General features: G+C 35.9%; 26 protein-coding genes. 16 read left to right on the forward strand and 10 right to left on the reverse strand.

The annotated features are described in order from the left end of the window. Positions 1 to 60: 60 nt before the first annotated feature. From metK to ACL9RH_RS20495, 8 genes are all read left to right on the forward strand, one after another. Entirely contained in the window at positions 61 to 1,341 is a 1,281-nt protein-coding gene (metK, locus tag ACL9RH_RS20460; protein WP_422695186.1) for a methionine adenosyltransferase, read from the forward strand. A gap of 83 nt (positions 1,342 to 1,424) precedes the next feature. Next, a complete protein-coding gene (locus ACL9RH_RS20465; protein ID WP_422695187.1) occupies positions 1,425 to 1,916 on the forward strand; it encodes a hypothetical protein in 492 nt (163 codons plus the stop codon). 189 nt (positions 1,917 to 2,105) lie between these two features. Continuing rightward, entirely contained in the window at positions 2,106 to 2,696 is a 591-nt protein-coding gene (locus ACL9RH_RS20470; RefSeq protein WP_422695188.1) for an RNA polymerase sigma factor, read from the forward strand. A 202-nt stretch (positions 2,697 to 2,898) separates the two neighbouring features. Then, complete coding sequence (locus tag ACL9RH_RS20475) at positions 2,899 to 3,594, forward strand: YjjG family noncanonical pyrimidine nucleotidase (RefSeq protein WP_422695189.1); 696 nt, start codon at positions 2,899 to 2,901, stop codon at positions 3,592 to 3,594. Positions 3,595 to 3,810: 216 nt separating this feature from the next. After that, positions 3,811 to 4,260, forward strand: a complete 450-nt coding sequence (locus ACL9RH_RS20480; RefSeq protein WP_422695190.1) for a PepSY-like domain-containing protein — start codon at positions 3,811 to 3,813, stop codon at positions 4,258 to 4,260. A 39-nt stretch (positions 4,261 to 4,299) separates the two neighbouring features. Beyond that, positions 4,300 to 4,509 carry a hypothetical protein gene (locus ACL9RH_RS20485; RefSeq protein ID WP_422695191.1) on the forward strand — a complete coding sequence of 70 codons (210 nt, stop codon included), beginning with the start codon at positions 4,300 to 4,302 and terminating at the stop codon, positions 4,507 to 4,509. Positions 4,510 to 4,692: 183 nt separating this feature from the next. Then, entirely contained in the window at positions 4,693 to 5,364 is a 672-nt protein-coding gene (locus tag ACL9RH_RS20490; RefSeq protein WP_422695192.1) for a response regulator transcription factor, read from the forward strand. Continuing rightward, entirely contained in the window at positions 5,364 to 6,647 is a 1,284-nt protein-coding gene (locus ACL9RH_RS20495) for a sensor histidine kinase (RefSeq protein WP_422695193.1), read from the forward strand. The genes ACL9RH_RS20490 and ACL9RH_RS20495 overlap by 1 nt, the downstream gene beginning before the upstream one ends. Before the next feature lie 85 nt (positions 6,648 to 6,732). Here the strand turns inward: ACL9RH_RS20495 and trpS are convergent, their stop codons facing one another. The 9 genes from trpS to ileS all read right to left on the reverse strand — a co-directional run bounded on the left by trpS (position 6,733) and on the right by ileS (position 15,076). Then, complete coding sequence (trpS, locus tag ACL9RH_RS20500) at positions 6,733 to 7,701, reverse strand: tryptophan--tRNA ligase (RefSeq protein ID WP_422695194.1); 969 nt, start codon at positions 7,699 to 7,701, stop codon at positions 6,733 to 6,735. A 109-nt stretch (positions 7,702 to 7,810) separates the two neighbouring features. Beyond that, positions 7,811 to 8,671: a hypothetical protein gene (locus ACL9RH_RS20505; protein ID WP_422695195.1), complete on the reverse strand. Its 861-nt coding sequence runs from the start codon at positions 8,669 to 8,671 to the stop codon at positions 7,811 to 7,813. Between the two features lies 1 nt (position 8,672). After that, entirely contained in the window at positions 8,673 to 9,383 is a 711-nt protein-coding gene (locus ACL9RH_RS20510; protein WP_422695196.1) for a hypothetical protein, read from the reverse strand. Positions 9,384 to 9,410: 27 nt separating this feature from the next. Further along, on the reverse strand, positions 9,411 to 10,055 hold the full coding sequence (locus tag ACL9RH_RS20515) for a SanA/YdcF family protein (protein WP_422695197.1): 645 nt from the start codon (positions 10,053 to 10,055) through the stop codon (positions 9,411 to 9,413). A 15-nt stretch (positions 10,056 to 10,070) separates the two neighbouring features. Continuing rightward, positions 10,071 to 10,709, reverse strand: a complete 639-nt coding sequence (locus ACL9RH_RS20520) for a lipoprotein signal peptidase (protein ID WP_422695198.1) — start codon at positions 10,707 to 10,709, stop codon at positions 10,071 to 10,073. Continuing rightward, the gene (locus ACL9RH_RS20525) at positions 10,709 to 10,900 is read right to left on the reverse strand and encodes a DUF2683 family protein (protein ID WP_422695199.1); all 192 of its coding nucleotides are present in this window, start codon (positions 10,898 to 10,900) and stop codon (positions 10,709 to 10,711) included. Before ACL9RH_RS20525 ends, ACL9RH_RS20520 begins: the two co-directional genes overlap by 1 nt. A 16-nt stretch (positions 10,901 to 10,916) precedes the next feature. Then, the gene (locus tag ACL9RH_RS20530; protein ID WP_422695200.1) at positions 10,917 to 11,162 is read right to left on the reverse strand and encodes a DUF6576 domain-containing protein; all 246 of its coding nucleotides are present in this window, start codon (positions 11,160 to 11,162) and stop codon (positions 10,917 to 10,919) included. 79 nt (positions 11,163 to 11,241) lie between these two features. After that, a complete protein-coding gene (locus ACL9RH_RS20535; protein WP_045501318.1) occupies positions 11,242 to 11,622 on the reverse strand; it encodes a TraR/DksA family transcriptional regulator in 381 nt (126 codons plus the stop codon). 58 nt (positions 11,623 to 11,680) lie between these two features. Then, positions 11,681 to 15,076, reverse strand: a complete 3,396-nt coding sequence (gene ileS / locus ACL9RH_RS20540) for an isoleucine--tRNA ligase (protein ID WP_422695201.1) — start codon at positions 15,074 to 15,076, stop codon at positions 11,681 to 11,683. Between the two features lie 425 nt (positions 15,077 to 15,501). Between ileS and ACL9RH_RS20545 the strand changes: the two genes are divergently transcribed. The 3 genes from ACL9RH_RS20545 (at position 15,502) to ACL9RH_RS20555 (ending at position 19,323) form a co-directional block, all read left to right on the forward strand. After that, positions 15,502 to 17,190 (forward strand): M23 family metallopeptidase, encoded by a 1,689-nt coding sequence (locus tag ACL9RH_RS20545; RefSeq protein ID WP_422695202.1) that lies wholly within the window; start codon positions 15,502 to 15,504, stop codon positions 17,188 to 17,190. A gap of 75 nt (positions 17,191 to 17,265) precedes the next feature. Then, entirely contained in the window at positions 17,266 to 18,558 is a 1,293-nt protein-coding gene (locus ACL9RH_RS20550) for a phenylacetate--CoA ligase family protein (RefSeq protein ID WP_422695203.1), read from the forward strand. 156 nt (positions 18,559 to 18,714) lie between these two features. Continuing rightward, positions 18,715 to 19,323, forward strand: a complete 609-nt coding sequence (locus ACL9RH_RS20555; protein ID WP_422695204.1) for a hypothetical protein — start codon at positions 18,715 to 18,717, stop codon at positions 19,321 to 19,323. 40 nt (positions 19,324 to 19,363) lie between these two features. Here ACL9RH_RS20555 and ACL9RH_RS20560 read toward each other — a convergent pair whose 3' ends face one another. Continuing rightward, on the reverse strand, positions 19,364 to 20,614 hold the full coding sequence (locus ACL9RH_RS20560; protein ID WP_422695205.1) for an NAD(P)/FAD-dependent oxidoreductase: 1,251 nt from the start codon (positions 20,612 to 20,614) through the stop codon (positions 19,364 to 19,366). A gap of 98 nt (positions 20,615 to 20,712) precedes the next feature. Between ACL9RH_RS20560 and ACL9RH_RS20565 the strand changes: the two genes are divergently transcribed. From ACL9RH_RS20565 to ACL9RH_RS20585, 5 genes are all read left to right on the forward strand, one after another. Next, on the forward strand, positions 20,713 to 22,233 hold the full coding sequence (locus tag ACL9RH_RS20565; protein WP_422695206.1) for an HAL/PAL/TAL family ammonia-lyase: 1,521 nt from the start codon (positions 20,713 to 20,715) through the stop codon (positions 22,231 to 22,233). Positions 22,234 to 22,318: 85 nt separating this feature from the next. Continuing rightward, a complete protein-coding gene (fabG, locus tag ACL9RH_RS20570) occupies positions 22,319 to 23,050 on the forward strand; it encodes a 3-oxoacyl-ACP reductase FabG (RefSeq protein ID WP_422695207.1) in 732 nt (243 codons plus the stop codon). Between the two features lies 1 nt (position 23,051). Further along, positions 23,052 to 24,272 carry a beta-ketoacyl-[acyl-carrier-protein] synthase family protein gene (locus ACL9RH_RS20575; protein WP_422695208.1) on the forward strand — a complete coding sequence of 407 codons (1,221 nt, stop codon included), beginning with the start codon at positions 23,052 to 23,054 and terminating at the stop codon, positions 24,270 to 24,272. Positions 24,273 to 24,276: 4 nt separating this feature from the next. Then, positions 24,277 to 24,531 carry an acyl carrier protein gene (locus tag ACL9RH_RS20580; RefSeq protein ID WP_422695209.1) on the forward strand — a complete coding sequence of 85 codons (255 nt, stop codon included), beginning with the start codon at positions 24,277 to 24,279 and terminating at the stop codon, positions 24,529 to 24,531. A 108-nt stretch (positions 24,532 to 24,639) separates the two neighbouring features. After that, a complete protein-coding gene (locus ACL9RH_RS20585) occupies positions 24,640 to 25,524 on the forward strand; it encodes a lipid A biosynthesis acyltransferase (protein ID WP_422695210.1) in 885 nt (294 codons plus the stop codon). Positions 25,525 to 25,693: the final 169 nt, after the last annotated feature.

Consider the following 25,693-nt stretch of genomic DNA (forward strand, 5'->3'; position numbering starts at 1 on the left):
GCAATTTTTATTCATATTTTTTCTTCAACATTAATTTTTTAAATCTAAACAAAGAATAATATGTCTTATTTATTTACATCTGAATCCGTTTCAGAAGGACATCCGGATAAAATTGCCGATCAGATTTCCGATGCATTAATTGATCATTTTTTAGCGTACGATAAGGATTCAAAAGTTGCTTGTGAAACATTGGTAACGACAGGACAGGTGGTATTGGCTGGAGAGGTAAAGTCTGATGCTTACCTTGATGTACAAACCATTGCCAGAGAAGTAATCAATGGGATAGGGTATACAAAAGGAGAGTACATGTTCAACGGGGATTCGTGCGGAGTAATCTCTGCTATCCATGAGCAGTCTCCTGATATCAACCAAGGGGTGGACAGAGCTGTAAATGATGAGTCTTTTGAAGCAAAAGCGAATGCACAAGGTGCAGGAGACCAGGGGATGATGTTCGGGTATGCTACCAACGAAACAGCGAACTACATGCCATTGGCTTTAGATCTTGCTCATACGATCCTTAAAGAGCTTTCTGCGATCAGAAGAGAAAATAAGGAAATTCCTTACCTTCGTCCTGATGCGAAAAGCCAGGTGACTATCGAATATTCTGATGATCACAAACCTATCAGAATTGACTCTATCGTAGTTTCTACTCAGCATGATGATTTTGGAACTGAAGAAGAGATGTTGAACAAAATTCGTGAGGACATCAAAAACATCCTTGTTCCTAGAGTTGTGGCACAGCAAACAGAGGAGATCAAAGCTTTATTCAATGATCAGATCAAATACCATATCAATCCTACAGGTAAATTCGTAATTGGAGGACCTCACGGAGATACAGGTCTTACTGGTAGAAAAATTATCGTAGATACTTACGGTGGTAAAGGAGCTCACGGTGGTGGTGCTTTCTCTGGAAAAGATCCTTCAAAAGTAGATAGAAGTGCTGCTTATGCAACAAGACATATCGCTAAAAACCTTGTTGCGGCAGGAGTAGCTGATGAAGTTTTGGTACAGGTTTCTTACGCCATTGGAGTCGCAGAACCTTGTGGTTTATACATCAATACGTACGGAACATCAAAAGTAGATCTTCATGATGGAGATATTGCTAAGAAAGTGTCTTCAATTTTCGATTTAAGACCATACGCTATTGAGCAGAACCTGAAACTGAGAAATCCTATCTATCAGGAAACCGCTTCTTACGGACATATGGGTAAAGAGCATTATATTGCTGATAAAACCTTCAATAAAGGTCATAAAAAAGAATTGACGCTAAAAAACCTTGAGTTCTTCACTTGGGAGAAACTAGACAAAGTAGAGGAAATTAAAGCCGCTTTTGGAATTTAATTTTTTCTTTTAAGAATAAATGGACTGCTTTATCTTCTGATAAGGCAGTTTTTTTTAATTTTACACTATAATAAATTAAAAAGATGATGAATTTTCGAACTGTAGTTGCTATCCTTACCTTATTTTTTCTGAGTACCGCCGCAAAAGCTCAGTATACGATGCATAAAATGATCAGTGTAGGATATACGTACCAGAATCAAAGTTTTGGGGAAGTAGGGGGCAAATTGCTTTTTCTTAAAAATGACGACGTAATTTACAGAGTAGGAGCCTCCGCTTTGATGGGTTCAGCAGATTCGAAGTTTGCTATTATGCCCAAATTGCAGGCAGATATCCTGCTGAATTTTCAAAAAGATGTAGATTTCTACCATTCTTACTATTTTCTGGCTGGTGCAGAAGGAACTAATAAATATATTGCTCCGAAAATAGGAGTGACTCTTTTTGGGATGTTAGACCTTACAGGAGGGTATGCTTTCCCTATAGGAGACACCCGTTTGAACGGAAAAGAGATGAAAGGTTTAAATATTAATTTTACATTAAATATCCCTACCGTATTCATTCACGATATGTTTAAGTGATTTTCTTTAAATTTTTCTTGTGAAAATTTAATAATAGGTTAACAGTTATTAAAAAATTATTATATTTACATCATAATAATTGTACCGCCTATTGAAGTAACTCTACTTTGAACTGTTTTGTTTATACAGCAGGCCCAGATAGAATATCTGGTAGAAAGGCTGTCTACAAATGTTATATTGAGAAGAGTTATGAAATCAAAATCGGATAGTTTACTAATTTCCCTTTACCAAAAAGGAGACGAGGGTGCATTGTCAACCCTTATTCACCGACACCAGAGAGAACTGTTTACATTCATTTTTTACAAAATTAATGATGAAGACTTAGCCAACGATATCTTTCAGGACACTTTCATGAAGATTATTGTAATGCTGAAAGAAGGCCGTTACAACGAAGAAGGAAAATTTATTCTTTGGGCCAAAAGAATTTCCCACAATCTAATCATTGACCATTTCAGATCCAAAGCCAAAAATGTGAAAGTTTCAGAAACTACTTTTGAAACCAGTGAATATTCCATTTTTGATCTGATCAGAGAACCTTCAGAAAATATTGAAGATCAGCTTGTATCTAACCAGATTCAGGAAGATCTTTTGAAGATGTTGCAATACTTGCCACAAAATCAACAGGAGGTGATTAAACTTAGATTTTTCGACGGTTTAAGCTTCAAAGAGATTGCAGATCACACCGATATGAGTATCAATACCACATTGGGCAGAGTAAGGTATGCGCTCATTAACCTGAGAAAAATCATGGACGAAAATAATATAATCTTAACCAGATAGATAATATTTCGTAAAATTTCACGTTTTAAGGAAAACATACTTCGCCTATGAAAAAAAATGATTCTTTAAAAGTGAAAACTTTGAAACCTAAGAAACAAACAATTGATTTTTTGCTGAATTTTTCCAAAAGCCTTGAGGTTGTGAAAAGCAAGAGCAAAAATTATCCTATTTTAAAAAATTAAAATTATTAACTTTGTGCTGTATGAAGATGCAGCACATTTTTTTTGATCTCGACAATACGCTCTGGGATCACCGCAGAAATGCGTACCTTACCATTAAAGAACTTTTTGAAAAGCAGGATATCGCTTCCAAGTATAATATCGACTTTGAAGAATTTCATTCTGTTTACCACGATATCAACGAAGAACTTTGGGAGAAAATCAGAGATGGAATTATCGGAAAAGAATATTTAAGAGAACACCGTTTTTATGATACTTTTCAACATTTTGGAATAGATAATAAAGAATTGTCTCTTTATTTTGAAGAAAATTTCCTCGACAATATTGTAAGCCATAACGAGCTGGTAGAAGGAGCAGAAGATGTTTTGGAATATTTAAAAGCCAAAAACTATACGCTTCATATTATTTCCAATGGTTTTCAGGAAGTAACGGAGAGAAAATGTACACTTTCAGGCATTGCTCCTTATTTTAAAACCATCACGAGTGCAGATGCTGTTGGAGTAAGAAAACCCAACCCAAAAATTTTCGAATATTCCCTTGGCCTTTCTGAAGCTAAAAAAGAAGAAAGCATCCTGATTGGGGATGATTGGATTGCTGATGCTATGGGAGCCACAGATTTTGGTATGGATGCAATCTTCTTTGACGTTTATAAAGAAGATAAACAGAAAGAAGGATTAAAAGCCATCACTCATCTTCAGCAGATTAAAGAATATTTATAATAATATTCGATTATAAAAAATACACAAGCCATTAAGATACTCTTAGTGGCTTTTCTGTTTATAATACATTTCAAAAATCAACACAAACATCTGTACTCATCTGCGGCAATCTGTGGTCAAATTAACCTTTACCTGTTTTTATAAAAATTCTTTCCCAATTCTTTCCCAAATTGATTCCCAACTTTGCTTCATAATAACAACAGAAAATAGAAAAGTATGAAAAATGCAAAGAAGATCACCGGAGTATTAATGATTATGTTTTTATTGATTAGTGGGTTTATTGCCGCTCAAGATAGAGCAATTAATCCTAATCAGCTTCCCAAAAACGTTAAAAACTTCCTTGCTTTCCATTTTAAAGGAATTCCTGTTGCTTCAGCCATTGAAGACAGGGAAATCTATGGTATCGACGAATATAAAGTCTATCTGAGCAACGGAATGAAAATGGAGTTTGACAGCAGTGGAAACTGGAAAGAAGTGGATGGTAAACATCAGAAATTACCATATGGTTTTATTCCCGTATCCATCAAAAACTATAGCACAAGAAATTTCCCCAATACTTACATCATCAAAGTAGAAAAAAAGAGATGGTCTTACAAAGCAGAACTTTCCAACGGATTGGAGCTGGAGTTTGACAGAAACGGAAATTTTAAAAAAATTGATGACTAATACATCAATCATTACCCATTAACACCAAATAATAATAGTATGGTCAACTGGAATTTAATAAAAAATAGCGGAGGTAAAAAATCCTCCACAGAGATTAGAAAGAATATTGTGTCTTTTATCACAAAACATCACCCATGCAGTGTAGTTGAATCTATTGAAAAGAAATACAATGCCTATAAAATTTCTTTGATGAATGGAATCTGCTTCATTTTTGATGCCAATGGTCATCATATGAAAACGGTTGAGTAGTATGAAAAGAATTGAAAATACTAACACAGAAGGGTACTTACGAATCATTGATATTCTAAGTGTGATGTATCATATCACGCTCTTATTGATCATGTTTTCGTAAGTATTTCCTTCTTTTTTCCTTCTTATTATTCCTATATTTGATAGGAGATTTAGTATTCAGTACAGTAATAATACCAAAATATGAAGATTTTAATAGTAGAAGATGAACCAGAATTAAAAGACACTGTACAGAAATTTCTGGAAGCAGAACATTTTATCGTAGAATATGCTCCAGATTATAATTCTGGGCTTGATAAGGTTATTTCCTATGAATATGACTGCATTCTCCTCGATATTATGCTGCCAGATGGTAATGGAATAGATCTGCTCAGAGAAATCAAAAAGATGCACAAAAAAGATCCTGTTATTATTCTTTCCGCAAAAGATTCCGTGGATGATAAAGTTGCAGGTCTGGAGATTGGTGCAGACGATTATCTTGCTAAACCTTTTCATTTGGCAGAACTTATGGCCAGGATAAAATCTGTGATCAGAAGAAATCATCAGGACGGAGAAAATATTCTTAAGTATAAAAACATAAGCATTGATCCGGATCATAGAAAGGTGATGGTAGGAAAAGAAGAACTTGTTCTCAATCGTAAAGAATACGATCTTTTATATTATTTCGTGATCCATCCCGAAAAAACACTGCAGAAAACCACTCTAGCCGAAGCTATTTGGGGAGATTACATTGATCAGGCAGACAGTCTGGATTTTATTTACTCACAAATCAAAAATCTTCGTAAAAAACTGAAAACACTCAATGCAGAAGCCGACTTTCAGGCGGTTTACGGAATAGGATATAAATTTGTCTGATGAAAGTTTCCTTAAAATATTACACCATAAAGTACCTGATCATGATCCTTCTGCTCATTATTGCAGTTTGGGCCGGGTTATTTTATGCCTATATTCTGGATGAAGTACATGATAATGTGGACGATGGCCTCAGAGATAGAAAAATACAGATTATAAAAGCGGTTTACCTGAATCCTCAATTGTTGAAAAATAATGATTTTGGGTTTAATGAATTTAAAATCAATCCTATTACAGAAAAAGAATACCAAAATAGAAGCAGGCTTTACGATAAGATGTTTTATATGGAATATGATGATAAAGACCAACCATACAGAGTTCTTGAGGCCGACTTTATCGATCAGTATAAGAACCGCCAGAGATTGGTCATAAGAACATCAACGGTAGAAGAAGACGAGCTAATCTATGACCTTACAACAGCTTTGATTGTTCTTTACATTCTTTTGGTAATAAGCATTGTTGCCGTTAATGGCTACCTCTTGAATAAAGCCATGAGACCGTTCTACGTTATCCTTGAAAAACTTAAAAAATATCAGTTTGGAATCCCTTTTTCACAGGAAGAGCAAAAATATTCCATCACAGAATTTGAAGAACTGAATAAAGAAATCAACGAAATGATAGAGCGTAATGAGCTTGTTTTTTATCAGCAGAAACAGTTTATAGAAAACGCTTCTCATGAACTTCAAACCCCATTGGCTATTGTCATTAATAAAATTGATCTTCTTATCCAGAATGACAATCTTGACAAAAAAAGCCTGAATTTTCTTACCGAAGTAAAAAACGATCTGAGAAGAATGGTAGGCCTCAACAAATCTTTGCTGATGCTTTCCAAAATAGAAAACAGTCAGTTTAATAAAACCTCCGGAATTGATTTTAATACTGTGATTACAAGTTTGGTTCAAAACTATGACGATTTCATTGAATTTAAAAAAGTAAAGGTGAATATCATAGAAAAAGGAATGTTTATCGCAGACTTTAACCAGGATTTGGCAGATATTCTTCTTTCTAACCTTCTTAAAAACGCCATCAAATATAATAATGAAGAAGGAACTCTTAACATTTTGATAGAGAATAACAGAATAACTTTCCAAAATAGCGGAACACCTGTCTCTCTGGATGAATCTAAGATCTTTACCCGCTTTTATAAACAGGCTTCAGATCATACTTCTACAGGTCTTGGATTGTCGATCATTAAAACGATTATTAAACAATATCCAGGCTGGGAGGTTACTTATAAGTTTGAAGATAACATGCACTACTTTATGGTAGAGAAAAATAAGATCTGAGTAAAAAGCATGCATGCATTGGTAGAAAAAGAACCGGCTGCCTCAATATTGAGGCAGCCGGTTCTTTTATATCTGAAGTTTAGAATTAAAATCCTAAGCTTGTTCTTACTCTTTTAAGAGTTTCCGAAGCAATAGGTCTGGTTTTTTCAGCGCCTTCCTGTAGCTTTGCTTCTAACTCATCAAGGTTATTCATATAGTAAGAGAATACTTCTCTTTCTTTAGTAAAACGGGTAAGGATAAGATCCAGCAATTCCTTTTTAGCATGACCATATCCAAAGTTTCCGGCAAGATATTTTGCTCTTAACTCCTCTGTTTGTTCTGGTGTCGCAATCAGTTCAAAAATCTTAAATGTTTTATCCGTTTCAGGATCTTTTGGTTCTTCCAAAGACTTAGAATCCGATTCGATACTCATTACCTGTTTTTTCAGTTCCTTTTCCGGTAAGAAAATATTAATGATATTTCCTCTGGATTTAGACATCTTCTGGCCATCTATTCCAGGTACGTATTTGGTATCCTCCTGAAGTTCAGACTGTGGCAATACAAGAATTTCACCCATCTGATTATTAAATCGTGAAGCAACGTCTCTTGCAAATTCCAAATGCTGAAGCTGATCTTTTCCTACAGGTACAATCTCTGCATCATACAGTAAAATATCCGCAGCCATTAAGATAGGATATGTGAATAACCCTGCATTCACATCCTGAAGACGGTCTGCTTTATCTTTAAATGAATGAGCCAGCGTTAATCTTTGATAAGGAAAAAAACATGATAAATGCCAAGATAGTTCACAGGTTTCAGCGATATCACTTTGTCTGTAGAAGAATGTTTTTTCAGTATCTAATCCACAAGCAAGCCAAGCCGCAGCAATTTCGTAGGTATTTTGTCTTAACGTTTGCGCATCTTTAATCTGTGTAAGCGTATGAAGATTTGCAATAAATAAAAATGATTCATTTCCTTCCTGCTTAGAAAGTTCGATAGCGGGAATAATTGCCCCCAATAAATTTCCAAGATGGGGTGTTCCGGTGGCTTGAATGCCGGTAAGAATTCTTGACATTTAATAAAAATATTTCTGCAAAAATAGTGAAAATTTAGAACTTATATCTTTCAAAAATTTTTGCCGGTTCATATAAATTTTCTCTCATGAAAATTCTTCATCAATAAACCTATTTCTTTAATTCAATTGTATAGATAAAAGTAAGAACCCTGAAATGCCACAGAGTTAAAGCTTGTTCTGCTAATATAATGTCATTTTCGGAACCTATAATGAGACAATCACGAAAAGAACGTATAAATTGTGACCAATATTCACCTTTGGAATCTTTAAGTAAAAAGTAAAAACCAGCATCTCCAAATTTTTTTCCTGAAGAATCTAAAATCAGTTCTCCGTTTTTTCCTACACTAGGAAGCATCAACACTGTTGCATTCCCATTGGGTAAAGGAAATACAGCTTTTACACAAGTTTTTCCTGAAGGTAAATTGCTGATACCGTAAACTCCGGAATAGATAACTTGCCCGGTCGATTCACTAGAACGATACCAAAACGTGTATTTTATTTCATTGGTCTTGGGGTCGGTGAGGTTGATGATTTCGCTTTTTAGAGATTCTGAACCGTCAATATTTTTCGTAGGAATATTCAGTTGGTTAATTCTATTACTGAATAATTTATTAATTAAAATTCCAAAAAATTTGAAATAGGGATTCCATTTTATAGAAAAATTTAAGGTATAATTTGAGGTGTTTTCGTAGAAATCAATTACATTTTTGGATAAATTTGAGAACTCATTTTCAGATAAGTTAAGCTTTAGCATGGAAGGAATAATACCTTTTACTCCTGAGCCTTTTTCTACAATTAGATTTTCTTTTTCGGCAAATTGATGAATAAAACTCTCACTCATCGGATTCAAATTACCAAAAGGCCCCATCAGCCAGAGAGAATTTGCAGGCTTAATTTTTCTTCCCCGCAGAATTACCCATTGCTGAGTAAACCAATCCTGGAACTTTTGTATCGGATAAGCAAATCCCATTTTAGTTGGTTTTGAGAGATGGAATAAGGTTGCGTTGCCCATTCCATTCCCCAAATTCTGAAATAGGTTTAAAGCGCAAAGTTGTAAATTCGAAATGAAAGTCTTTTCTATCTCTTTCTTTCATTGCATTGGTGTGCCTTTTTGGTTTTGGAACTTTGCTATGTCCATGAACCATATCGGTCATTTCTTTTTGATTTTTCCAAATTGAAAAAGTGGAAACGGTATTTGGGAATTTGATGGAGGCCAAAGACAAAGTTGTTGCAGGGTGGTCTCGAACCAATTTTTCAACCGGTCTTCCCCAATGAATAAATCTGGGAATTTCCAAAAATTTCATTCTGGCAATGGTGACTGCAACCACTGGCGAATTCGGATTTTCAAATTCTGCGGTTTCATCAGGAATTTCAAACTTGTTGAATTTTCCCCATTTTCTCATAAAAGTTAATCTTGTGTGCCAACCTTTAGATAAAATTTTTCCTAAGTTGTCTTTCGCTAAAAAATTTTCGATATCACTTTCATCTTCCCATTGTGCGAATACAGCGATTTGTCTTATTAGCATTCGGGAAGGTGAAAAAATAGGAGAGCCTAAAGTCATCACCGTCATGATTTCTGCGTGAATTAACCCTGGGATATTTCTTGACTTTGGTGAAGAAAAAAGAATTCTGAGTGCAGAAAAGTAATCTGTTTTTACTAAGTGATACGTGAAGACACTCATTTTTTATGATTGTATTTGTTTTTAATACTAAGGAATTAAAATCTTTTCCCCTCCAAATTTTGGCTGTACACCAAGGATAAGATCCCAATATACTTTAGCCTTTGCCAGATACTCTCTCAAATTAGTCTTTAAACCTGCATATTTATTCACATCTTCTGCATTATAACCAAAGGCATCCATACCATTCTGTTTCGCCAGAAAAACGGCTCTTTCATTATGAAACTTTTGTGAAATAATGACAATCTTCGTTTGTCCGAAAATATCTTTTGCTCTTACCACAGAATCTAATGTTCTGAATCCAGCATGGTCAAGGATAATTCTATCCTGTGGAATCCCGTTCTGAACCAAGGCCAGTTGCATATCTTCCGGCTCATTATAATCTTGGGTACTGTTATCACCGCTTACGATGATGTACTGAATTTTTCCGCTTTTGAACAGATCTGCAGCTGCTTTTATTCTGTTATAGAAATAAGCATTCGGGGATCCGTTACTCAGGAGTTTTCCTGTTCCCAGCAATAAAGCGGTTTTTGCTTCCGGTACATCAGCAATATTATAAGATACATCAGCCGCACTTTCTTTTTTAATGCTGTAATTGGCCCAGGCGATAAAAATAATTCCTGCAACCAGAAGAAGCAGGAAAAATTTAAAAATATTTTTGATTGTTTTTCTCATCCGAAAATACATCTGTTAAAATTCAAGCCCGTTCGGGAATGCTTTTTTTCTGAATATCAACAAGAAAGCAGCTCCAACTGTAATAGCAGAATCTGCTACGTTGAAAATATATTTGAAGAATTCAATATGCTTTCCTCCAATGATGGGCCAACTTTCAGGAACATTCCAGTCTACAAGCGGGAAGTGAAGCATATCTACCACACATCCTTTCATGAAAGTAGAATATCCATGTCCAAAAGGAACCATTTTAGAAATTCCGCCATAACCAATCCAACGGTCAATACTTGGATCATATATTGTTCCGCTGTCGAAGATCATTCCATAGAACATCCCGTCAATAAGATTTCCGATAGCTCCTGCGAAAATAATTGCCATGGGAATCAAAAGATAGTTGGACGCGCCTTCTTTTAACCACTTTTTAAACATATAAACCATCCCGCCAATAAGGAAAACCCTTAGGATAACAAGGAAATATTTTCCAATAATTCCTCCGAAATGAAACCCGTAAGCCATTCCTGGGTTTTCTACAAAAGTCAGTTTAAAGCCGGGAAAAACAGTAACACTGTCATCCAGATTGAAATGCGTTTTAATATAAATTTTTGAAGCCTGGTCAATTAACAATACCAAAAATGTGATGGCTAGAATCTTTTTCATTACTCTCCTTTAGGTTTTGAAGGTTTTGTCGCTCTTACATTTTTATTATCGGTTGCCTTCTTGATCACTTTTTGCCCGTTATACGAACTTTTTACATGTGCCTTTTCGAATTTAATATTCATTTCTTTCAAAACGCTTTTCAATGCGCTTAGCTCCATAGAATTTTTGGGATGTACTATGATAGATTCCATTTCTTATATTTAAAAATTACATTTTGGACAGCTCGTCAAGTCTTTTTCTGTCTTTTTCAGAAAGATCGTTGATTCCGTTTTTGCCCATCTTACTCAAAAGTCTGTCTATTTCTTTTTCCCGGTCGCGTTTATCAGAATTAAACTTATCGTCAATCGTATAATTCTTCTGTTTTTCAGGAAAAAACCTGTTTTTGAGGGCTTCTCTGTTGAAAAACAAAAGAATGACTGCGATAATAAGTCCTAAGATTAATAATTCGCTCATGGGTATACATTAAAAATTAGGTTTATAAAGTATTCTTCAATACAATATAAACCCAATATTATCTTTACAAACCTTGCGGTTATTTCTGCATGTTTTTCGCTTCGATGCTTAGGGTAGCATGAGGAACGGCCAAAAGTCTTTCCTTTGGAATCAGTTTCCCTGTTACTCTACACACACCGTAAGTCTTGTTTTCGATTCTGATTAAAGCATTTTTCAGATCACGTACGAATTTTTCCTGTCTTCCGGCAAGAATGGAGTTCTGCTCTTTGCTCAAAGTTTCTGCACCTTCTTCAAATGCTTTAAAAGTAGGTGAAGTATCATCAGTACCATTATTTTGGTCATTGATGAAACTTTCTCTGATCAGCTGAAGATCTTTCTCCGCTTTTTCTATTTTTTCTTTAATGATCGCTCTAAATTCCTGTAAATCAGCATCGCTGTATCTAACTCTTTCGTCTGACATATTCTTTCTCTTTTTTAATAAAATTATGAAATGGAATTTGAAATATAATAACTACATGTTAATTTTTTTCAACATTTATCTTAAAATTAACCTCATCTATTTCGATTTCGTTAAAATTTGAAAGTGAAGATACAATTTCTATTTTACTTGACAAGACTTCGGAAGAAATATATTCCTCATTTTTCTTAATATCTTCAATAAAAGGTGAGTTTTCTTCTATTGAGATATTGATCCTGTCTGTAAGCTCGAAATCCTTATCTTTTCTCAAGTTTTGAATTCTGTTGATAAATTCTCTGGCGATACCTTCAGATTTTAACTCATCGGTTAACGTCAAATCTAATGCCACAGTTGTTTTTCCATCGGAAGTTACCGTCCATCCCGGGATATCTTTTGTAGAGATTTCAACATCATCTGGTGTAATCTCGTATCCCTGAATATCCAATTTTCCTTCTTTTTCAAGAGCGGAAATCTGTTCTGTATTCAGATTTGTAATCTCTGCACCTACAACTTTCATATCTTTTCCTAATTTAGGACCAAGCGCTTTGAAGTTAGGCTTTATCTGTTTTACAATTAAATGTGATGCTTCTTCAGCATTGATTAACTGAATTTCTTTTACGTTTACTTCTTGTTTAATTAATTCAGAAACGGAAGCAATCTGCTCTTCAGTTTTCTTATCTAAAACAGGAATTAGTACTCTTTGAAGCGGCTGTCTTACTTTTAAGCTTTCCGCACGTCTAATAGACAATACTAAACTTGTAATAGTCTGAGCCAGGTGAGTTTTTTCAACCAAATCCTGATCGATTAAGCTTTCATCAGCAACAGGGAAATCTGTTAAGTGTACAGATTCTACTTTATCTTTTCCTGTTACTTTATTTAAATCCTGATACAACTGATCCATAAAGAACGGAGCGATTGGCGCAGATAATTTGGCAACAGTTTCCAAACAAGTATATAGAGTTTGGTAAGCAGAGATTTTATCATCAGAATAATCTCCTTTCCAGAAACGTCTTCTGCATAATCTTACGTACCAGTTACTCAAGTTGTCGTTCACGAAGTTACTGATGGCTCTTGCTACTCTTGTTGGTTCATAGTCTTCATAGAACGCTTTCACTTCCTTGATTAGAAGATTAAGTTCAGAAAGGATCCATCTGTCGATTTCCGGACGGTTTTCCACTTCTTTTTCAGAATAGTTGAATCCGTCAACATTCGCATATAAAGCAAAGAATGAATAGGTGTTATATAGTGTTCCGAAGAACTTTCTTCTTACTTCATCAATTCCTTCAATGTCAAATTTCAGGTTTTCCCAAGGGTTTGCGTTAGAGATCATATACCAACGAGTAGCATCCGGTCCGTATACTGAAAGCGTTTCGAATGGATCTACAGCGTTTCCTTTAGATTTTGACATTTTCAGACCGTTTTTATCCAAAACAAGTCCGTTACTCATTACATTTTTATAAGCAACAGAGTCAAAAACAGCAGTTCCGATGGCATGAAGTGTGTAGAACCATCCACGGGTCTGATCAACACCTTCTGCGATGAAATCTGCAGGGAATGCCTTTTTGTTGTCAATCATTTCCTTGTTCTCGAAAGGATAATGCAATTGAGCATACGGCATAGAACCTGAATCGAACCAAACGTCGATCAAGTCGCTTTCACGCTTCATTGTTTTTCCGGAATCTGAAACAATGATAATCTGGTCTACGATATTTTTGTGTAAATCAACCAGAGAATAATTCTCTTCAGACATATTTCCGATGATAAAACCTTTGAACGGATTTTCTTTCATGAATCCGGCTTCAATAGATTTTTCGATTTCGTTGTATAATTCTTCTACAGAACCGATGATTTTTTCTTCTTTCAAATCTTCTGTTCTCCAGATTGGTAACGGAATTCCCCAATATCTTGAACGCGAAAGGTTCCAGTCGTTTACATTCTCCAACCAGTTGGCAAAACGGCCTTCTCCTGTAGATTTTGGCTTCCAGTTGATCTCTTTATTCAGATCTACCAATCGGTCTTTTACAGCGGTCATTTTTACAAACCATGAATCCAGCGGATAGTAAAGTACTGGTTTGTCTGTTCTCCAACAGTGTGGATAAGAGTGGACATATTTTTCTACTTTGAAAGCTTTGTTCTCCGTTTTCAACAATATGGCAAGTTCTACATCCCAAGACTTCTCAGGAGCAGTTCCTTCATCGTAATATTCGTTTTTGATATATTTTCCTGAAAATAATTCAGGAACATTGGCTCCCTGGATAAATTTACCTTGTAAATCTACCAATGGAACAAGATTATCGCTTTCATCCTTTACCAACATTGGAGGAATCTCAGGTTGAGCCATTTTAGAAACTCTCGCATCATCAGCACCAAAAGTAGGAGCTGTATGTACGATACCTGTACCATCTTCTGTAGTAACGAAATCACCTAAGATTACTCTGAAAGCATTTTCAGGATTATCATTCGGTGTAAACCAAGGTACTAATTGTTCGTATCTTGTCTCAACAAGTTTTTCACCCGTAAATTCTTTTAAAATTCTGAATGGAATTACTTTGGTTTCTGGAGTATAGTTAGCAAAATCTTCATCTGTACCTTCTGCATATTTTTTACCGAATACTTTAGGTAAAAGAACGCTTGATAAAACAACCGTTATAGGTTCAAATGTATATTGGTTGAATGTTTTTACCAAAACATATTCAATATCTCTTCCTACTGTAAGTGCTGTGTTGGATGGCAACGTCCATGGAGTGGTCGTCCATGCAAGGATATGTACATCCCCGTTTACATCATTGAACAGAGCAGAAGAGTCTTTTTTCACTTTAAACTGCGCTACAACCGTTGTATCAGAAACATCATGATAGGTTCCCGGCATATTTAATTCTGCAGAAGAAAGTCCTGTTCCGGCTTTTGGTGAATATGGTTGGATAGTATAGCCTTTATACAGCAAATCTTTGTTGTAGAGTTGCTTCAATAACCACCAAACGGTCTCCATATATTTTGACTTGTACGTGATATACGGATCTTCAAGATCTACCCAATATCCGATTTTCTCTGTAAGGTTGTTCCAAACATCAGTGTAACGCATTACTGCTTCACGACAAGCTTTGTTATAATCTTCAATAGAAATTTTTTTGCCAATATCTTCTTTAGTGATTCCTAATTCTTTTTCTACGCCCAGCTCTACAGGAAGTCCGTGTGTATCCCAACCCGCTTTACGGAAAACCTGTTTCCCGTTTTGGGTTTGATAACGACAGAAAATATCCTTCAACGCTCTGGCCATTACGTGGTGAATTCCAGGCATACCGTTTGCTGAAGGCGGACCTTCATAAAAAACAAACTCAGGTTGCCCCTCACGAATCTCAACACTCTTATTGAAAGTTTTATTCTGTTTCCAGAATTCCGCTACATTTTCTGCTACGTCAATAAGGTTGAGGTTTTTGTATTCTTTAAATTGGCTCATTGTAATATCTCAATATCGTTGATTAATTAAGTCTGCAAATTTACTAAAATTTGTCGGTTTATAATATATGTTTTATTTTGATATATTCTATTAAAAACTTCAATTTCAGAAATATATAGGAAAAATAAGGTGAAAATGAATCGTGGATGGGAATTGAGTGTATTTTATACCACGATTTTTACATCAATATTAAAACAAATTTTATAAGTTTCATGGTTTTAATCATTAAAAATAGTTCACTTTTTATAATGACCCTACTATTTTGCCTTAAACTATTTATCTGTTTTAGTACTTTGATTATTTATTCGATTGGGTAAGTCGATTGATGAAATTTTGTTTAGCCCTCTAAATATAAAGGATGAAAAAGAGTACTATTACTTAAAATCTCGTATATTTAAATAGAACTAAACAAACCCAAATGCTGTATGAAAATTTTCCCTAAAATACTACTTATTGTCTGTATTGTTCATTATTTCATGATTCAGGCTCAAAATAATTATCCCCAAAACTACTTTCGGAATCCTTTGAATATTCCTATGCAGCTGGCAGCCAACTTTGGAGCAGTCCGTACCAATCACTTTCATATGGGATTGGATCTGAGAACAAATAGCCAGGAAAATCTACCTGTTCTTGCGGCGGCAGAAGGCTATGTAAGCCGCATAAAAATAGAACGGTATGGCTTTGGGAATGCCATTTACATTACTCATCCAAATGGTTATACTACAGTCTACGCTCATTTAAATAAATATTTTGATAAGCTGGATGAATATGTGAAAGAAAAACAATATAAAGATGAAAAATGGGAACAGGATATCACTTTTTCACCCAATCAGTTTCCTGTTTCGAAAGGACAATTGATTGCTTTAAGTGGAAATACTGGGGGATCAGCCGGGCCACATCTTCATTTTGAAATAAGAGATGCCAAAACTGAAGAATGCCTCAATCCGCTACTTTTTGGATTTTCTATTCCAGATCATATTGCGCCGATCATCAGTGGTCTTTATTGGTATGACAGACGTTTCAGTACCTATGAGCCTGGAGCGAACGGAATCGCTGTTAAAAAAACGGGGAGTGTATATTCCGCTGATATTGTTAAAGTCAATTCGCCAATGATAAGCTTTGCAATCAAAGCCGTAGATAAAGCCGACCAAGGATTTAATCTCGGAATTTACCATACAGAATTATTGATGGACGGTAAGCTGATATATGGATTCTCTATTGATAAGATAAGTTATGATGATACCCGCTACATCAATGGTTGTATAGATTATTCAAAATTCATCAGAGATAAAGTAGGAATTCAGCATTTGTCGACATTGCCGGGAATGAAGCTTCAGGGATATAGTATTCCCAGCTTATCAGGAATTATCAATCTTGATGACGATGAGGTTCATAATATAGAAATTGTTTTGAAAGATATTAATGGAAATACGAGTCGTTTAACCACAAAAGTACAGCTCAATAATAGGGTTGAGAAGGTTTCTTCTTCAAATAATACGGTAATTCCCAACGAAGCTAAAACCATTACGACTGAAAATGCTGAAATTAATTTGGATAAAAATGCAGTCTACGATGCCATAAATTTCAAAATGTACGAAAAAACAGATGCTGAAATGAATTCTGCTTCCCATGCGATTGTACTGGAAAGTCCCTATATTCCGGTGCAAAATGAGTATACTTTAAAAATAAAACCCACTAGAAAACTGAATACTGATGAAAAAGATAAAGTAGTGATAGAAGTTAATTATGGAAACGATGTTAACACCGTAAAAGGAAAATGGATCGGAGATAGAGTAGAAGCTCAGTTCAACAGATTGGGTACTGCAAAACTCTTTGTTGATAACACTCTGCCGTCTGTTTCTGCCAGTTGGAAAGAAAATGCGCAGATTAACAGCAGCTCTATACGTCTTAAAGGCAATACCAAAATAGGAGATATCGTGTTATTCCGTGCAGAACTCGATGGGAAATGGCTTCGTTTTGCCCGCGTAAAAGACGATTTTGTCTATCAGTTTGATGAAAAATGCCCAAAAGGCTCGGGTGCTCATACTTTAAAGGTCGTCTTAACGAATACAGCAGGAAATATCAATACCCAGATTTTTACATTTCAGCGATAAATCATCTTTTAACATATGAATCTTTAAATCTTTTCATTTTAATTAAATAAATTTGTCCTTTAAAAATAAAAACCATTGGACTTTTATCCTTCAATTGAAAGATCAGACCTTCAGGAAATAAAAAGGTTTCAGGAAATACAGCTTCAGAAACTTTTGGTTTATCTTGAAAACAATTCACCTTTTTATCAGAAGCTTTTCCGAGAAAATAATATCTGCATTGAAGATATTCACACTCTGGAAGATCTGCAGACGATACCTACAACCACAAAAAACGATTTACAGCAATACAATCATGATTTTTTCTGTATAACGCCGGATAAAATTGTAGATTACAGTACCACCTCCGGAACTTTGGGTGATCCGGTTACCTTCGGATTGTCTGACGAGGATCTTGAAAGGCTTGCCTACAATGAAGCAATATCTTTTGCCTGTGCAGGGATTCAGAAAGGTGATGTGGTACAGATGATCACAACAATTGATAAAAGATTCATGGCAGGGCTTGCTTACTTCCTGGGCTTAAGAAAAATGGGGGCAAGTGTTGTAAGAATGGGGGCTGGAATTCCCGAATTGCAGTGGGATTCTATCTTCAGATATAAACCGAAATATCTGATTACCGTTCCATCTTTCCTCCTGAAAATGATTGATTTTGCAGAGAAACATGGTTTGGATTATAAAAATTCCAGCGTGTATGGGGCTGTATGTATTGGAGAAAGCATCAAAAATCAGGATTTTACAGATAATATTCTTTCACAGAAGATCAAAGAGAAGTGGAATATCAAGCTTTTCTCGACCTATGCCTCTACGGAGATGAGTACTGCATTTACAGAATGTGAGTTCCAGGTCGGAGGGCATCATCATCCTGAATTGATCATTACAGAAATTTTGGATGATAATGGAAATCCTGTAAAAGAAGGTGAAGACGGAGAGTTGACAATCACTACTTTAGGGGTGGAAGCGATTCCGTTGTTGAGATTTAAAACCGGAGATTTAGTAAAAGCGCACTATGAACCCTGTCAATGCGGTAGAAATACGATGAGGTTGGGACCTGTGGTAGGGAGAAAGCAACAGATGATCAAATACAAAGGCACGACTCTGTATCCACCCGCAATGAATGATATTTTGAACGACTTCAATACTATTTTGTGTTATCAGATTGTTATTCAGTCTAATGAAATAGGATTGGATGAAATTATTATCAGGGTAAGCACAGCAAGTGATAACGAAAACTTTGTGAACGAAGTCCGAGATCACTTCCGGGCAAAGCTGAGAGTAAGTCCGAAAATTGAAGTGATTGATTTTGATATTTTATCTAAAACAGTTTTTCATCCCAACAGTAGAAAGCCGATCACATTTGTAGATTTGAGATAGGCTGGTTTGCTGATAAATAATGGGATATTAAACAAAGAAAGCCAGTATATGAGCTTTAAAATAAAATATTATCCTGAAAAATAGTTCCTGGGATCTCTGAAGAGAGGCTTTTCATCTATATTTGCAACTTTAAAATTTTAAAAAAATACGACAACCATGAAGAAATTATTTTTGCTGGTATTTACGGCAATTACAACAGTAGCTTTTGCTCAAAATCAAATTAACCATGAATCCGGAAATTTTGACTTTCTGAAAGATCAGAGCGAAGTGAATGTTCAGTTTATATTTGAGAATGCTACTTACCACGAGAAAAATCTTACAGAAAAACAATATCTTGAAAACCGAAAAGAAGATATTGTTAAAAAGAAAAGCCCTGCTGTTTGGGAAGGCTGGAAATCTCAATGGGAAAATTTCAAATCTTCAGAATTTGGAGATTATTTTCTGAAGGGGATCAATGAAAAGAATAAAAAAATTGTTTTCAAAAAAGATGTCCAAACGAAATATACACTTATTGTAGATGCGAAGTGGATCTATGCCGGGTGGTACGGTGGAATGATAGGCTCTCAACCGGGGAAATTATCAGCAACCCTTACATTTGTAGAAACAGAGGATCCTTCAAAAGTAGTTGCAAAGCTACAGGCTGACAAAGTGGAAGGAAACAAAGGAAACAAAGAGTTTGACTGGGAATACGGAAGAATAGCTGCTGCGTATGAAGTTACCGGGAAAAAATTAGGGAAAGACATTAAAGATGCTTTGAAAAAATAAAACAAAAAACGGTCTGAATTTCAGACCGTTTTTTTTATCATTAATTCTGCTGTTCCTGCTTTTCAAGTTTAATCAGGTTAGCCAGATTTTTAATCACTGTATCATGTTTTTTCACAAAAGGATTATCTTTATTCCATACATAACCTGCCAATACAGCACAGATTTTTTTCTTGACATCCGGGTTTTCCGGCTGATGGAAGAATAATTCCTGAAGATTACCCGTATACCATTCTTTTACATACGTTGTGAAAACATCTACTCCGTACAAAATATAGTCTGTATATTCAGTTTGCCAGTCTATTTTTTCGCCATTAAGCTGTCTTAAAGCCAGTTTTGCAGCCAACATTCCCGATTCTGTGGCAAAAGCCATTCCCGAAGAAAATACAGGATCAAGGAATTCCGAAGCATTGCCTGTAAGAGCAAATCCGTCACCAAATAAGCTTTTTACAGAACAAGAATAATCTTTAAGGTGCTTAGGCTCAAAAAGGAAATCTACATTTCCAAAACGCTTTACATAATAGTCGGAAAGAGAAATCGCTTTTCTCAGGGCTTCTGCAGTATCTCCGTTTTCCGATAATTTATCAATATATTCTGTTGGACCTACAATTCCTAAGCTTGTATTTCCATTAGAAAAAGGAATTACCCAGAGCCAGACTTCAGTTTCGATGATATCAAAAGAAATCAAAGTTCCTTCTTCTCCCGGCTCTCTGTTAATATCATGTACATGAGAGAAAATAGCAGAGTGTGGAGACAGTTTTGAAGGCTTTTCAAGATTTAAAAGGCGTGGTAAAACTCTTCCGTAACCACTGGAATCTATTACAAACTTGGCATGGATTTCTTTTGTTTCTCCATCTTTTGTTTTTACCGTTGTTATAGAATCTGTACCTTCGAATGTAATATCAATAACTTCAGTTTCAAATTCGAGATCTACTCCTTTGTTGATGACCTCTTGAGCCAGTGTATTATCAAAATCAGCTCTCGGAACCTGCCAGGTCCAGTCCCAGCCTTCCCCGAATTTGTTGCTGAAATCAAAAATGCAGACTTCATCGCCACGAAGGAAACGTGCACCTAATTTTTTTTCAAAGCCCATTTTGTCTAAAGCAGGGAACAACCCGGCCTCATCAAAGTGGTCCATTACTCTTGGAATTAAGCTTTCTCCGACTACCAGTCTTGGAAATTTTGTCTTTTCGACAACTTTAACGCTGACATTATTCTTCTTTAAGTAGGAAGAAGACACGCATCCGGAAGGTCCAGCTCCGATTACAAGAACGTCAACAAATTCTTTGATCATCTTTGATTTTTTATTTTAATAATAACTTTTATCTTTGCCGCAAAATTAGTGACAAATAATTAATATTTTACAAAATTATCAACTATTACTTTTAATTGATGAAAATAAATAACTTTTTAGAGCTGAAAGACTTTCAGAAAATTATCATTGAGAATGAAAAAATAGAACTGGATGAATCACTTTTGTCAAGAGTGAATGTAAGTTTTCAGTTTTTAAAGGAATTTTCAAAAAATAAAGTAATATACGGTGTGAATACCGGTTTTGGACCGATGGCCCAATTCAAGATCAGCGACGAAGATACCCATCAGCTTCAGTATAATCTAATCAGAAGCCATTCTTCAGGAATCGGAAATCCATTGCCTCCACAGGAAGTGAAAGCCTGTATGTTGGCAAGACTGAATACTCTGTCATTAGGAAATTCAGGAGTTCATGAATCTGTTATCTACCTTTTAAAGGAACTGATCAACAGAGATATTACACCATTGATCTTTGAGCATGGAGGAGTAGGCGCAAGCGGTGATCTTGTTCAGCTGGCACATCTTGCTTTAGTTCTAATTGGAGAAGGAGAAGTTTTCTATAAAGGAGAAAGAAAATCTACTAAAGAGGTTTTTGAAACCGAAGGGCTTGAACCGATAAAAGTAGAAATCCGTGAAGGGCTTGCTTTAATGAACGGAACTTCGGTGATGTCAGGAATTGGTATTGTAAATGCTTATAAAGCAAATCAGCTTACAGATATTTCTATCAGACTTTCCTGTGCGATCAATGAAATCGTTCAGGCTTATGATGATCACTTATCAGAAGCTTTGAATGGAACAAAAAAACATTACGGTCAGCAGAAAGTAGCAGAAAGAATGCGCGCTCATCTGGCAGACAGTAAACTGATCAGAAAAAGAGCAGACCACCTTTATACTCACTTTGAAGAACAGGAAAAAGTATTCAAGGAAAAAGTACAGGAATATTACTCTTTAAGATGTGTTCCACAGATTTTAGGACCGGTTCTGGATACATTAGAATATACAGAAAAAGTTCTTGAAAATGAGATCAATTCTGCGAATGATAACCCAATTATCAATGTTGAAGACCAACATGTTTATCACGGAGGAAACTTCCATGGAGACTATATCTCTTTAGAAATGGATAAACTTAAGATTGTAGTAACTAAGCTGACGATGCTTGCGGAAAGACAGCTGAACTATCTTCTGAATGCTAAAATCAACGAAATTTTGCCTCCATTTGTGAATTTAGGTAAATTAGGTTTCAATTTCGGGATGCAGGGAGTACAGTTTACGGCAACTTCCACTACGGCAGAAAGCCAAATGCTGTCAAATCCAATGTATGTTCACAGTATTCCAAACAATAATGATAATCAGGATATCGTTAGTATGGGAACCAATGCTGCGGTAATCTGCAGAAAAGTAATAGAAAATGCTTTTGAAGTATTGTCTATTGAAGCCATTACCATTATTCAGGCTATTGAATATCTTGGATTCCAGGATAAGGTTTCATCATCTACCAAAGAGTTGTATGATGAGATCAGAAAAATTATTCCTGCCTTCTCAGACGATATGGTAATGTATCCATATTTGGAGGAAGTGAAGAAATTTTTAAAAGCGCTGTAATTATTAGCAGCTATAAATTGTCTATCTATTAAGAAGGGCAACAAACCAAACTTAAAAAAACTAAAAACGATATAAACACTAACGCATGAAATGTGCAATTGTAACAGGGGGCTCCAGAGGAATCGGAAGGGCAATCTGTATAAAACTGGCTGAAGAAAAAAACTATCACATCCTCATCAACTACGCTTCAAATGAAACGGCAGCTAAAGAAACGTTGGCTAAAGTGGAAGAATTAGGTGCTACAGGAGAAATTCTTAAATTTGATGTAGGAAATACAGAAGAAACACAAAGTGTTTTAACAGCATGGCAGGAAAATAACCCTGATGCTGTAGTAGAAGTGATTGTTAATAATGCCGGAATCACTAGAGACGGTCTTTTTATGTGGATGCAGAAAGAAGACTGGAATAACGTAATTAATACGAGCCTTGACGGGTTCTTCAATGTAACCAACTTCTTTATCCAAAAACTGCTTCGCAACAAATACGGAAGAATCATCAATATGGTTTCCGTTTCCGGAGTAAAAGGGACGGCAGGTCAGACCAATTATTCTGCAGCAAAAGGAGCTTTGGTAGGAGCAACAAAAGCTCTTGCACAGGAAGTAGCCAAAAGAAATGTTACCGTAAATGCTGTGGCTCCAGGTTTCATTAAAACAGATATGACCCAGGATTTCAATGAAGATGAACTGAAGGCAATGATTCCTGCCAACCGATTCGGAGAAGCAGAAGAAGTGGCAGATCTGGTTGCATTTTTAGCCTCTAGAAAATCGTCCTATATTACAGGAGAAGTGATCAACATTAACGGAGGAATTTATTCATAATATGGAAAATAGGGTTGTAATTACCGGAATGGGAATTTATTCCTGCATCGGGACGTCTTTAGAAGAGGTCAGGGAATCCCTATATCAAGGAAAATCCGGTATTGTTTTAGACGAAGAAAGAAAAGAATTTGGTTTCAGATCAGGCCTGACAGGAGTTGTTCCAAAGCCGGAGCTTAAAAATCTTTTAAACAGACGTCAGCGTATCAGTATGGGGGAAGAAAGCGAATATGCTTATCTGGCAACCATTGATGCTTTAAAACAGGCCAATCTGGATGAAGAATTTTTAGATTCTCATGAAGTAGGAATCTTATACGGAAATGACAGTGTTTCCAAAGCAGTAGTAGAGTCTATTGATATAGCAAGAGAAAAAAAAGATACAACATTGATGGGATCGGGAGCGATCTTCAAGTCAATGAATTCAACAGTAACGATGAACCTTTCCACCATTTTTAAGCTGAAAGGGATCAATCTTACGATTAGTGCTGCCTGTGCAAGCGGTTCACATTCCTTAGGACTTGCCTATATGATGATCAAGAATGGTTTTCAGGATATGATTATCTGCGGTGGAGCTCAGGAAACCAACAAATATTCCATGGCAAGCTTTGACGGATTAGGAGTATTCTCCGCCAGAGAAGATGAACCAACAAAGGCTTCAAGACCTTTTGACTCAGATCGAGACGGACTGATTCCCAGTGGTGGAGCTGCAACCCTGATCGTTGAAAGTTTAGAATCTGCCCAAAGAAGGGGAGTGCCTATTATTGCGGAAATTATCGGTTATGGTTTCTCTTCAAACGGAGGACACATTTCTACTCCTAATGTAGACGGGCCGGCATTGGCAATGGACAGAGCCTTGAAGCAGTCAGGATTAAAGGCTTCGGACATCGATTATATCAATGCTCACGCAACGTCTACCCCAATTGGAGATACCAATGAAGCCAAAGCCATTTACGAGATCTTCGGAAGCGAAGTTCCCGTAAGTTCTACCAAATCTATGACAGGACATGAATGTTGGATGGCTGGCGCAAGTGAAGTTATCTACTCTATTCTGATGATGCAGAACGATTTTGTAGCACCCAATATCAACTTGGAAAACCCTGATAATGAGGCTCAAAAGATAAATTTGGTCCCGAAAACAAAAAATCAAAAAATTGATGTATTTTTGTCGAATTCTTTTGGGTTTGGGGGAACCAATTCTGCATTAATAGTTAAAAAATTTGATTAAAAACATGGAAAGGGAAAAAATTGTGGCCATCGTTAACGATTTTCTGGTCAATGAATTCGAAGTAGACGGAGACGAAATCAGCAATGAGGCTAACCTTAAAAAAACATTAGGTTTAGACAGCCTGGACTATATCGACATGGTGGTGGTGATTGAATCCAATTTCGGAGTGAAATTAGGGGAGGCCGATTTCAAGAAAATGGTGACATTCGACGATTTCTACACAACGATTGAAAATAAGATTGCTGAAAAAAATGCTTAGTTATTGAATAAATCTTAATTCTATAAAATGTACCAATGTAATGATCATTACAGCGTCATGAAGATGCCAGAAGAGATTGTTACATTGGTATATTGATAAATTGTATTTATGAACAAATGGAAAGGTAAATCTAAAGGGACGGTATTAGGATACAGAATATTCGTCTGGTGTATTAGAAATATCGGCATCAGAAGTTCATATGGTGTGCTTTACTTTGTAGCCGCCTATTACTCGCTGTTTCAGAAGAAGAGTAACCAGTATATCCTTTATTACTTCCAAAAAAGGCTCAACTATAACTACTGGAAAGCAAAAGCTTCCATCTTTAAAAGCTATTTTACCTTCGGAAAAGTCCTTATAGACAAAACCGCTATTTCTGCAGGATTGAGAGAAAAATATACCTACGAATTTGACGGTATTGAAAATCTCAGAAATCTTTTGGCAGCCAAAAAAGGCGGGGTTCTCATCAGTGCTCACATCGGAAATTTTGAAGTGGCAGAACATTTTTTTGCCGATATCGATTTCGACTGCCAGATCAACCTGGTAACCACAGATCAGGAAGTAACCGTAATTAAAGAATATCTGGAAAGCGTATCCGTTAAAAAAAGCAATATCAAATTCATTTATGTAAAAGACGACGTGTCTCACATTTTCGAGATCAATCAGGCTTTATCAAACAATGAGCTGATCTGCTTTACTGGAGACCGTTATTTTGAAGGATCTAAGTCTCTTGAGGCTGAGTTGCTGGGGAAAAGTGCAAAATTTCCTGCGGGACCTTTTCTTATCGCTTCAAGATTAGGTGTTCCCGTTGTGTATGTATATGTGATGAAAGAAGATAATCTCCATTATCACTTATATGCAAGAGTAGCACAGAATATTAAAAACAGAGATTCCCAAGGATTGCTGCAGTCTTATGTTCAGAATCTGGAGGCAATGATCAAAAAATATCCGCTTCAATGGTTTAATTATTTCGATTTTTGGGATGATATTGATTAATTTTTCTATTTTTACCCCGAAAAACTAACGAAAAAGCTAAAAACCATTAAGATTTCCACAGAATTTAAGACCACCAAATGGTATTGCCTAAATAATATTTCCGTTTGTGCGGATATCAGAATAATTTTCAGATCTCTTAAGTTCAGAATCTCTTAATAAAACACAACCA

This window comes from Chryseobacterium sp. Mn2064 (genome assembly GCF_049319685.1).
Lineage (GTDB): Bacteria > Bacteroidota > Bacteroidia > Flavobacteriales > Weeksellaceae > Chryseobacterium.

Coding starts and splice junctions, on each gene's coding strand:
- ACL9RH_RS20585 (WP_422695210.1), top strand. CDS start 24,640: ATGAACAAATGGAAAGGTAAATCTAAAGGGACGGTATTAGGATACAGA.
- ACL9RH_RS20485 (WP_422695191.1), top strand. CDS start 4,300: ATGGTCAACTGGAATTTAATAAAAAATAGCGGAGGTAAAAAATCCTCC.
- ACL9RH_RS20465 (WP_422695187.1), top strand. CDS start 1,425: ATGATGAATTTTCGAACTGTAGTTGCTATCCTTACCTTATTTTTTCTG.
- ACL9RH_RS20575 (WP_422695208.1), top strand. CDS start 23,052: ATGGAAAATAGGGTTGTAATTACCGGAATGGGAATTTATTCCTGCATC.
- ACL9RH_RS20470 (WP_422695188.1), top strand. CDS start 2,106: ATGAAATCAAAATCGGATAGTTTACTAATTTCCCTTTACCAAAAAGGA.
- ACL9RH_RS20495 (WP_422695193.1), top strand. CDS start 5,364: ATGAAAGTTTCCTTAAAATATTACACCATAAAGTACCTGATCATGATC.
- ACL9RH_RS20520 (WP_422695198.1), bottom strand. CDS start 10,709: ATGAAAAAGATTCTAGCCATCACATTTTTGGTATTGTTAATTGACCAG.
- ACL9RH_RS20580 (WP_422695209.1), top strand. CDS start 24,277: ATGGAAAGGGAAAAAATTGTGGCCATCGTTAACGATTTTCTGGTCAAT.
- ACL9RH_RS20475 (WP_422695189.1), top strand. CDS start 2,899: ATGAAGATGCAGCACATTTTTTTTGATCTCGACAATACGCTCTGGGAT.
- ACL9RH_RS20555 (WP_422695204.1), top strand. CDS start 18,715: ATGAAGAAATTATTTTTGCTGGTATTTACGGCAATTACAACAGTAGCT.
- ACL9RH_RS20505 (WP_422695195.1), bottom strand. CDS start 8,671: ATGGGATTTGCTTATCCGATACAAAAGTTCCAGGATTGGTTTACTCAG.
- ACL9RH_RS20515 (WP_422695197.1), bottom strand. CDS start 10,055: ATGAGAAAAACAATCAAAAATATTTTTAAATTTTTCCTGCTTCTTCTG.
- ACL9RH_RS20545 (WP_422695202.1), top strand. CDS start 15,502: ATGAAAATTTTCCCTAAAATACTACTTATTGTCTGTATTGTTCATTAT.
- ileS (WP_422695201.1), bottom strand. CDS start 15,076: ATGAGCCAATTTAAAGAATACAAAAACCTCAACCTTATTGACGTAGCA.
- trpS (WP_422695194.1), bottom strand. CDS start 7,701: ATGTCAAGAATTCTTACCGGCATTCAAGCCACCGGAACACCCCATCTT.
- ACL9RH_RS20525 (WP_422695199.1), bottom strand. CDS start 10,900: ATGGAATCTATCATAGTACATCCCAAAAATTCTATGGAGCTAAGCGCA.
- ACL9RH_RS20560 (WP_422695205.1), bottom strand. CDS start 20,614: ATGATCAAAGAATTTGTTGACGTTCTTGTAATCGGAGCTGGACCTTCC.
- ACL9RH_RS20535 (WP_045501318.1), bottom strand. CDS start 11,622: ATGTCAGACGAAAGAGTTAGATACAGCGATGCTGATTTACAGGAATTT.
- ACL9RH_RS20565 (WP_422695206.1), top strand. CDS start 20,713: ATGAAAATAAATAACTTTTTAGAGCTGAAAGACTTTCAGAAAATTATC.
- fabG (WP_422695207.1), top strand. CDS start 22,319: ATGAAATGTGCAATTGTAACAGGGGGCTCCAGAGGAATCGGAAGGGCA.
- ACL9RH_RS20490 (WP_422695192.1), top strand. CDS start 4,693: ATGAAGATTTTAATAGTAGAAGATGAACCAGAATTAAAAGACACTGTA.
- ACL9RH_RS20510 (WP_422695196.1), bottom strand. CDS start 9,383: ATGAGTGTCTTCACGTATCACTTAGTAAAAACAGATTACTTTTCTGCA.
- ACL9RH_RS20480 (WP_422695190.1), top strand. CDS start 3,811: ATGAAAAATGCAAAGAAGATCACCGGAGTATTAATGATTATGTTTTTA.
- ACL9RH_RS20530 (WP_422695200.1), bottom strand. CDS start 11,162: ATGAGCGAATTATTAATCTTAGGACTTATTATCGCAGTCATTCTTTTG.
- metK (WP_422695186.1), top strand. CDS start 61: ATGTCTTATTTATTTACATCTGAATCCGTTTCAGAAGGACATCCGGAT.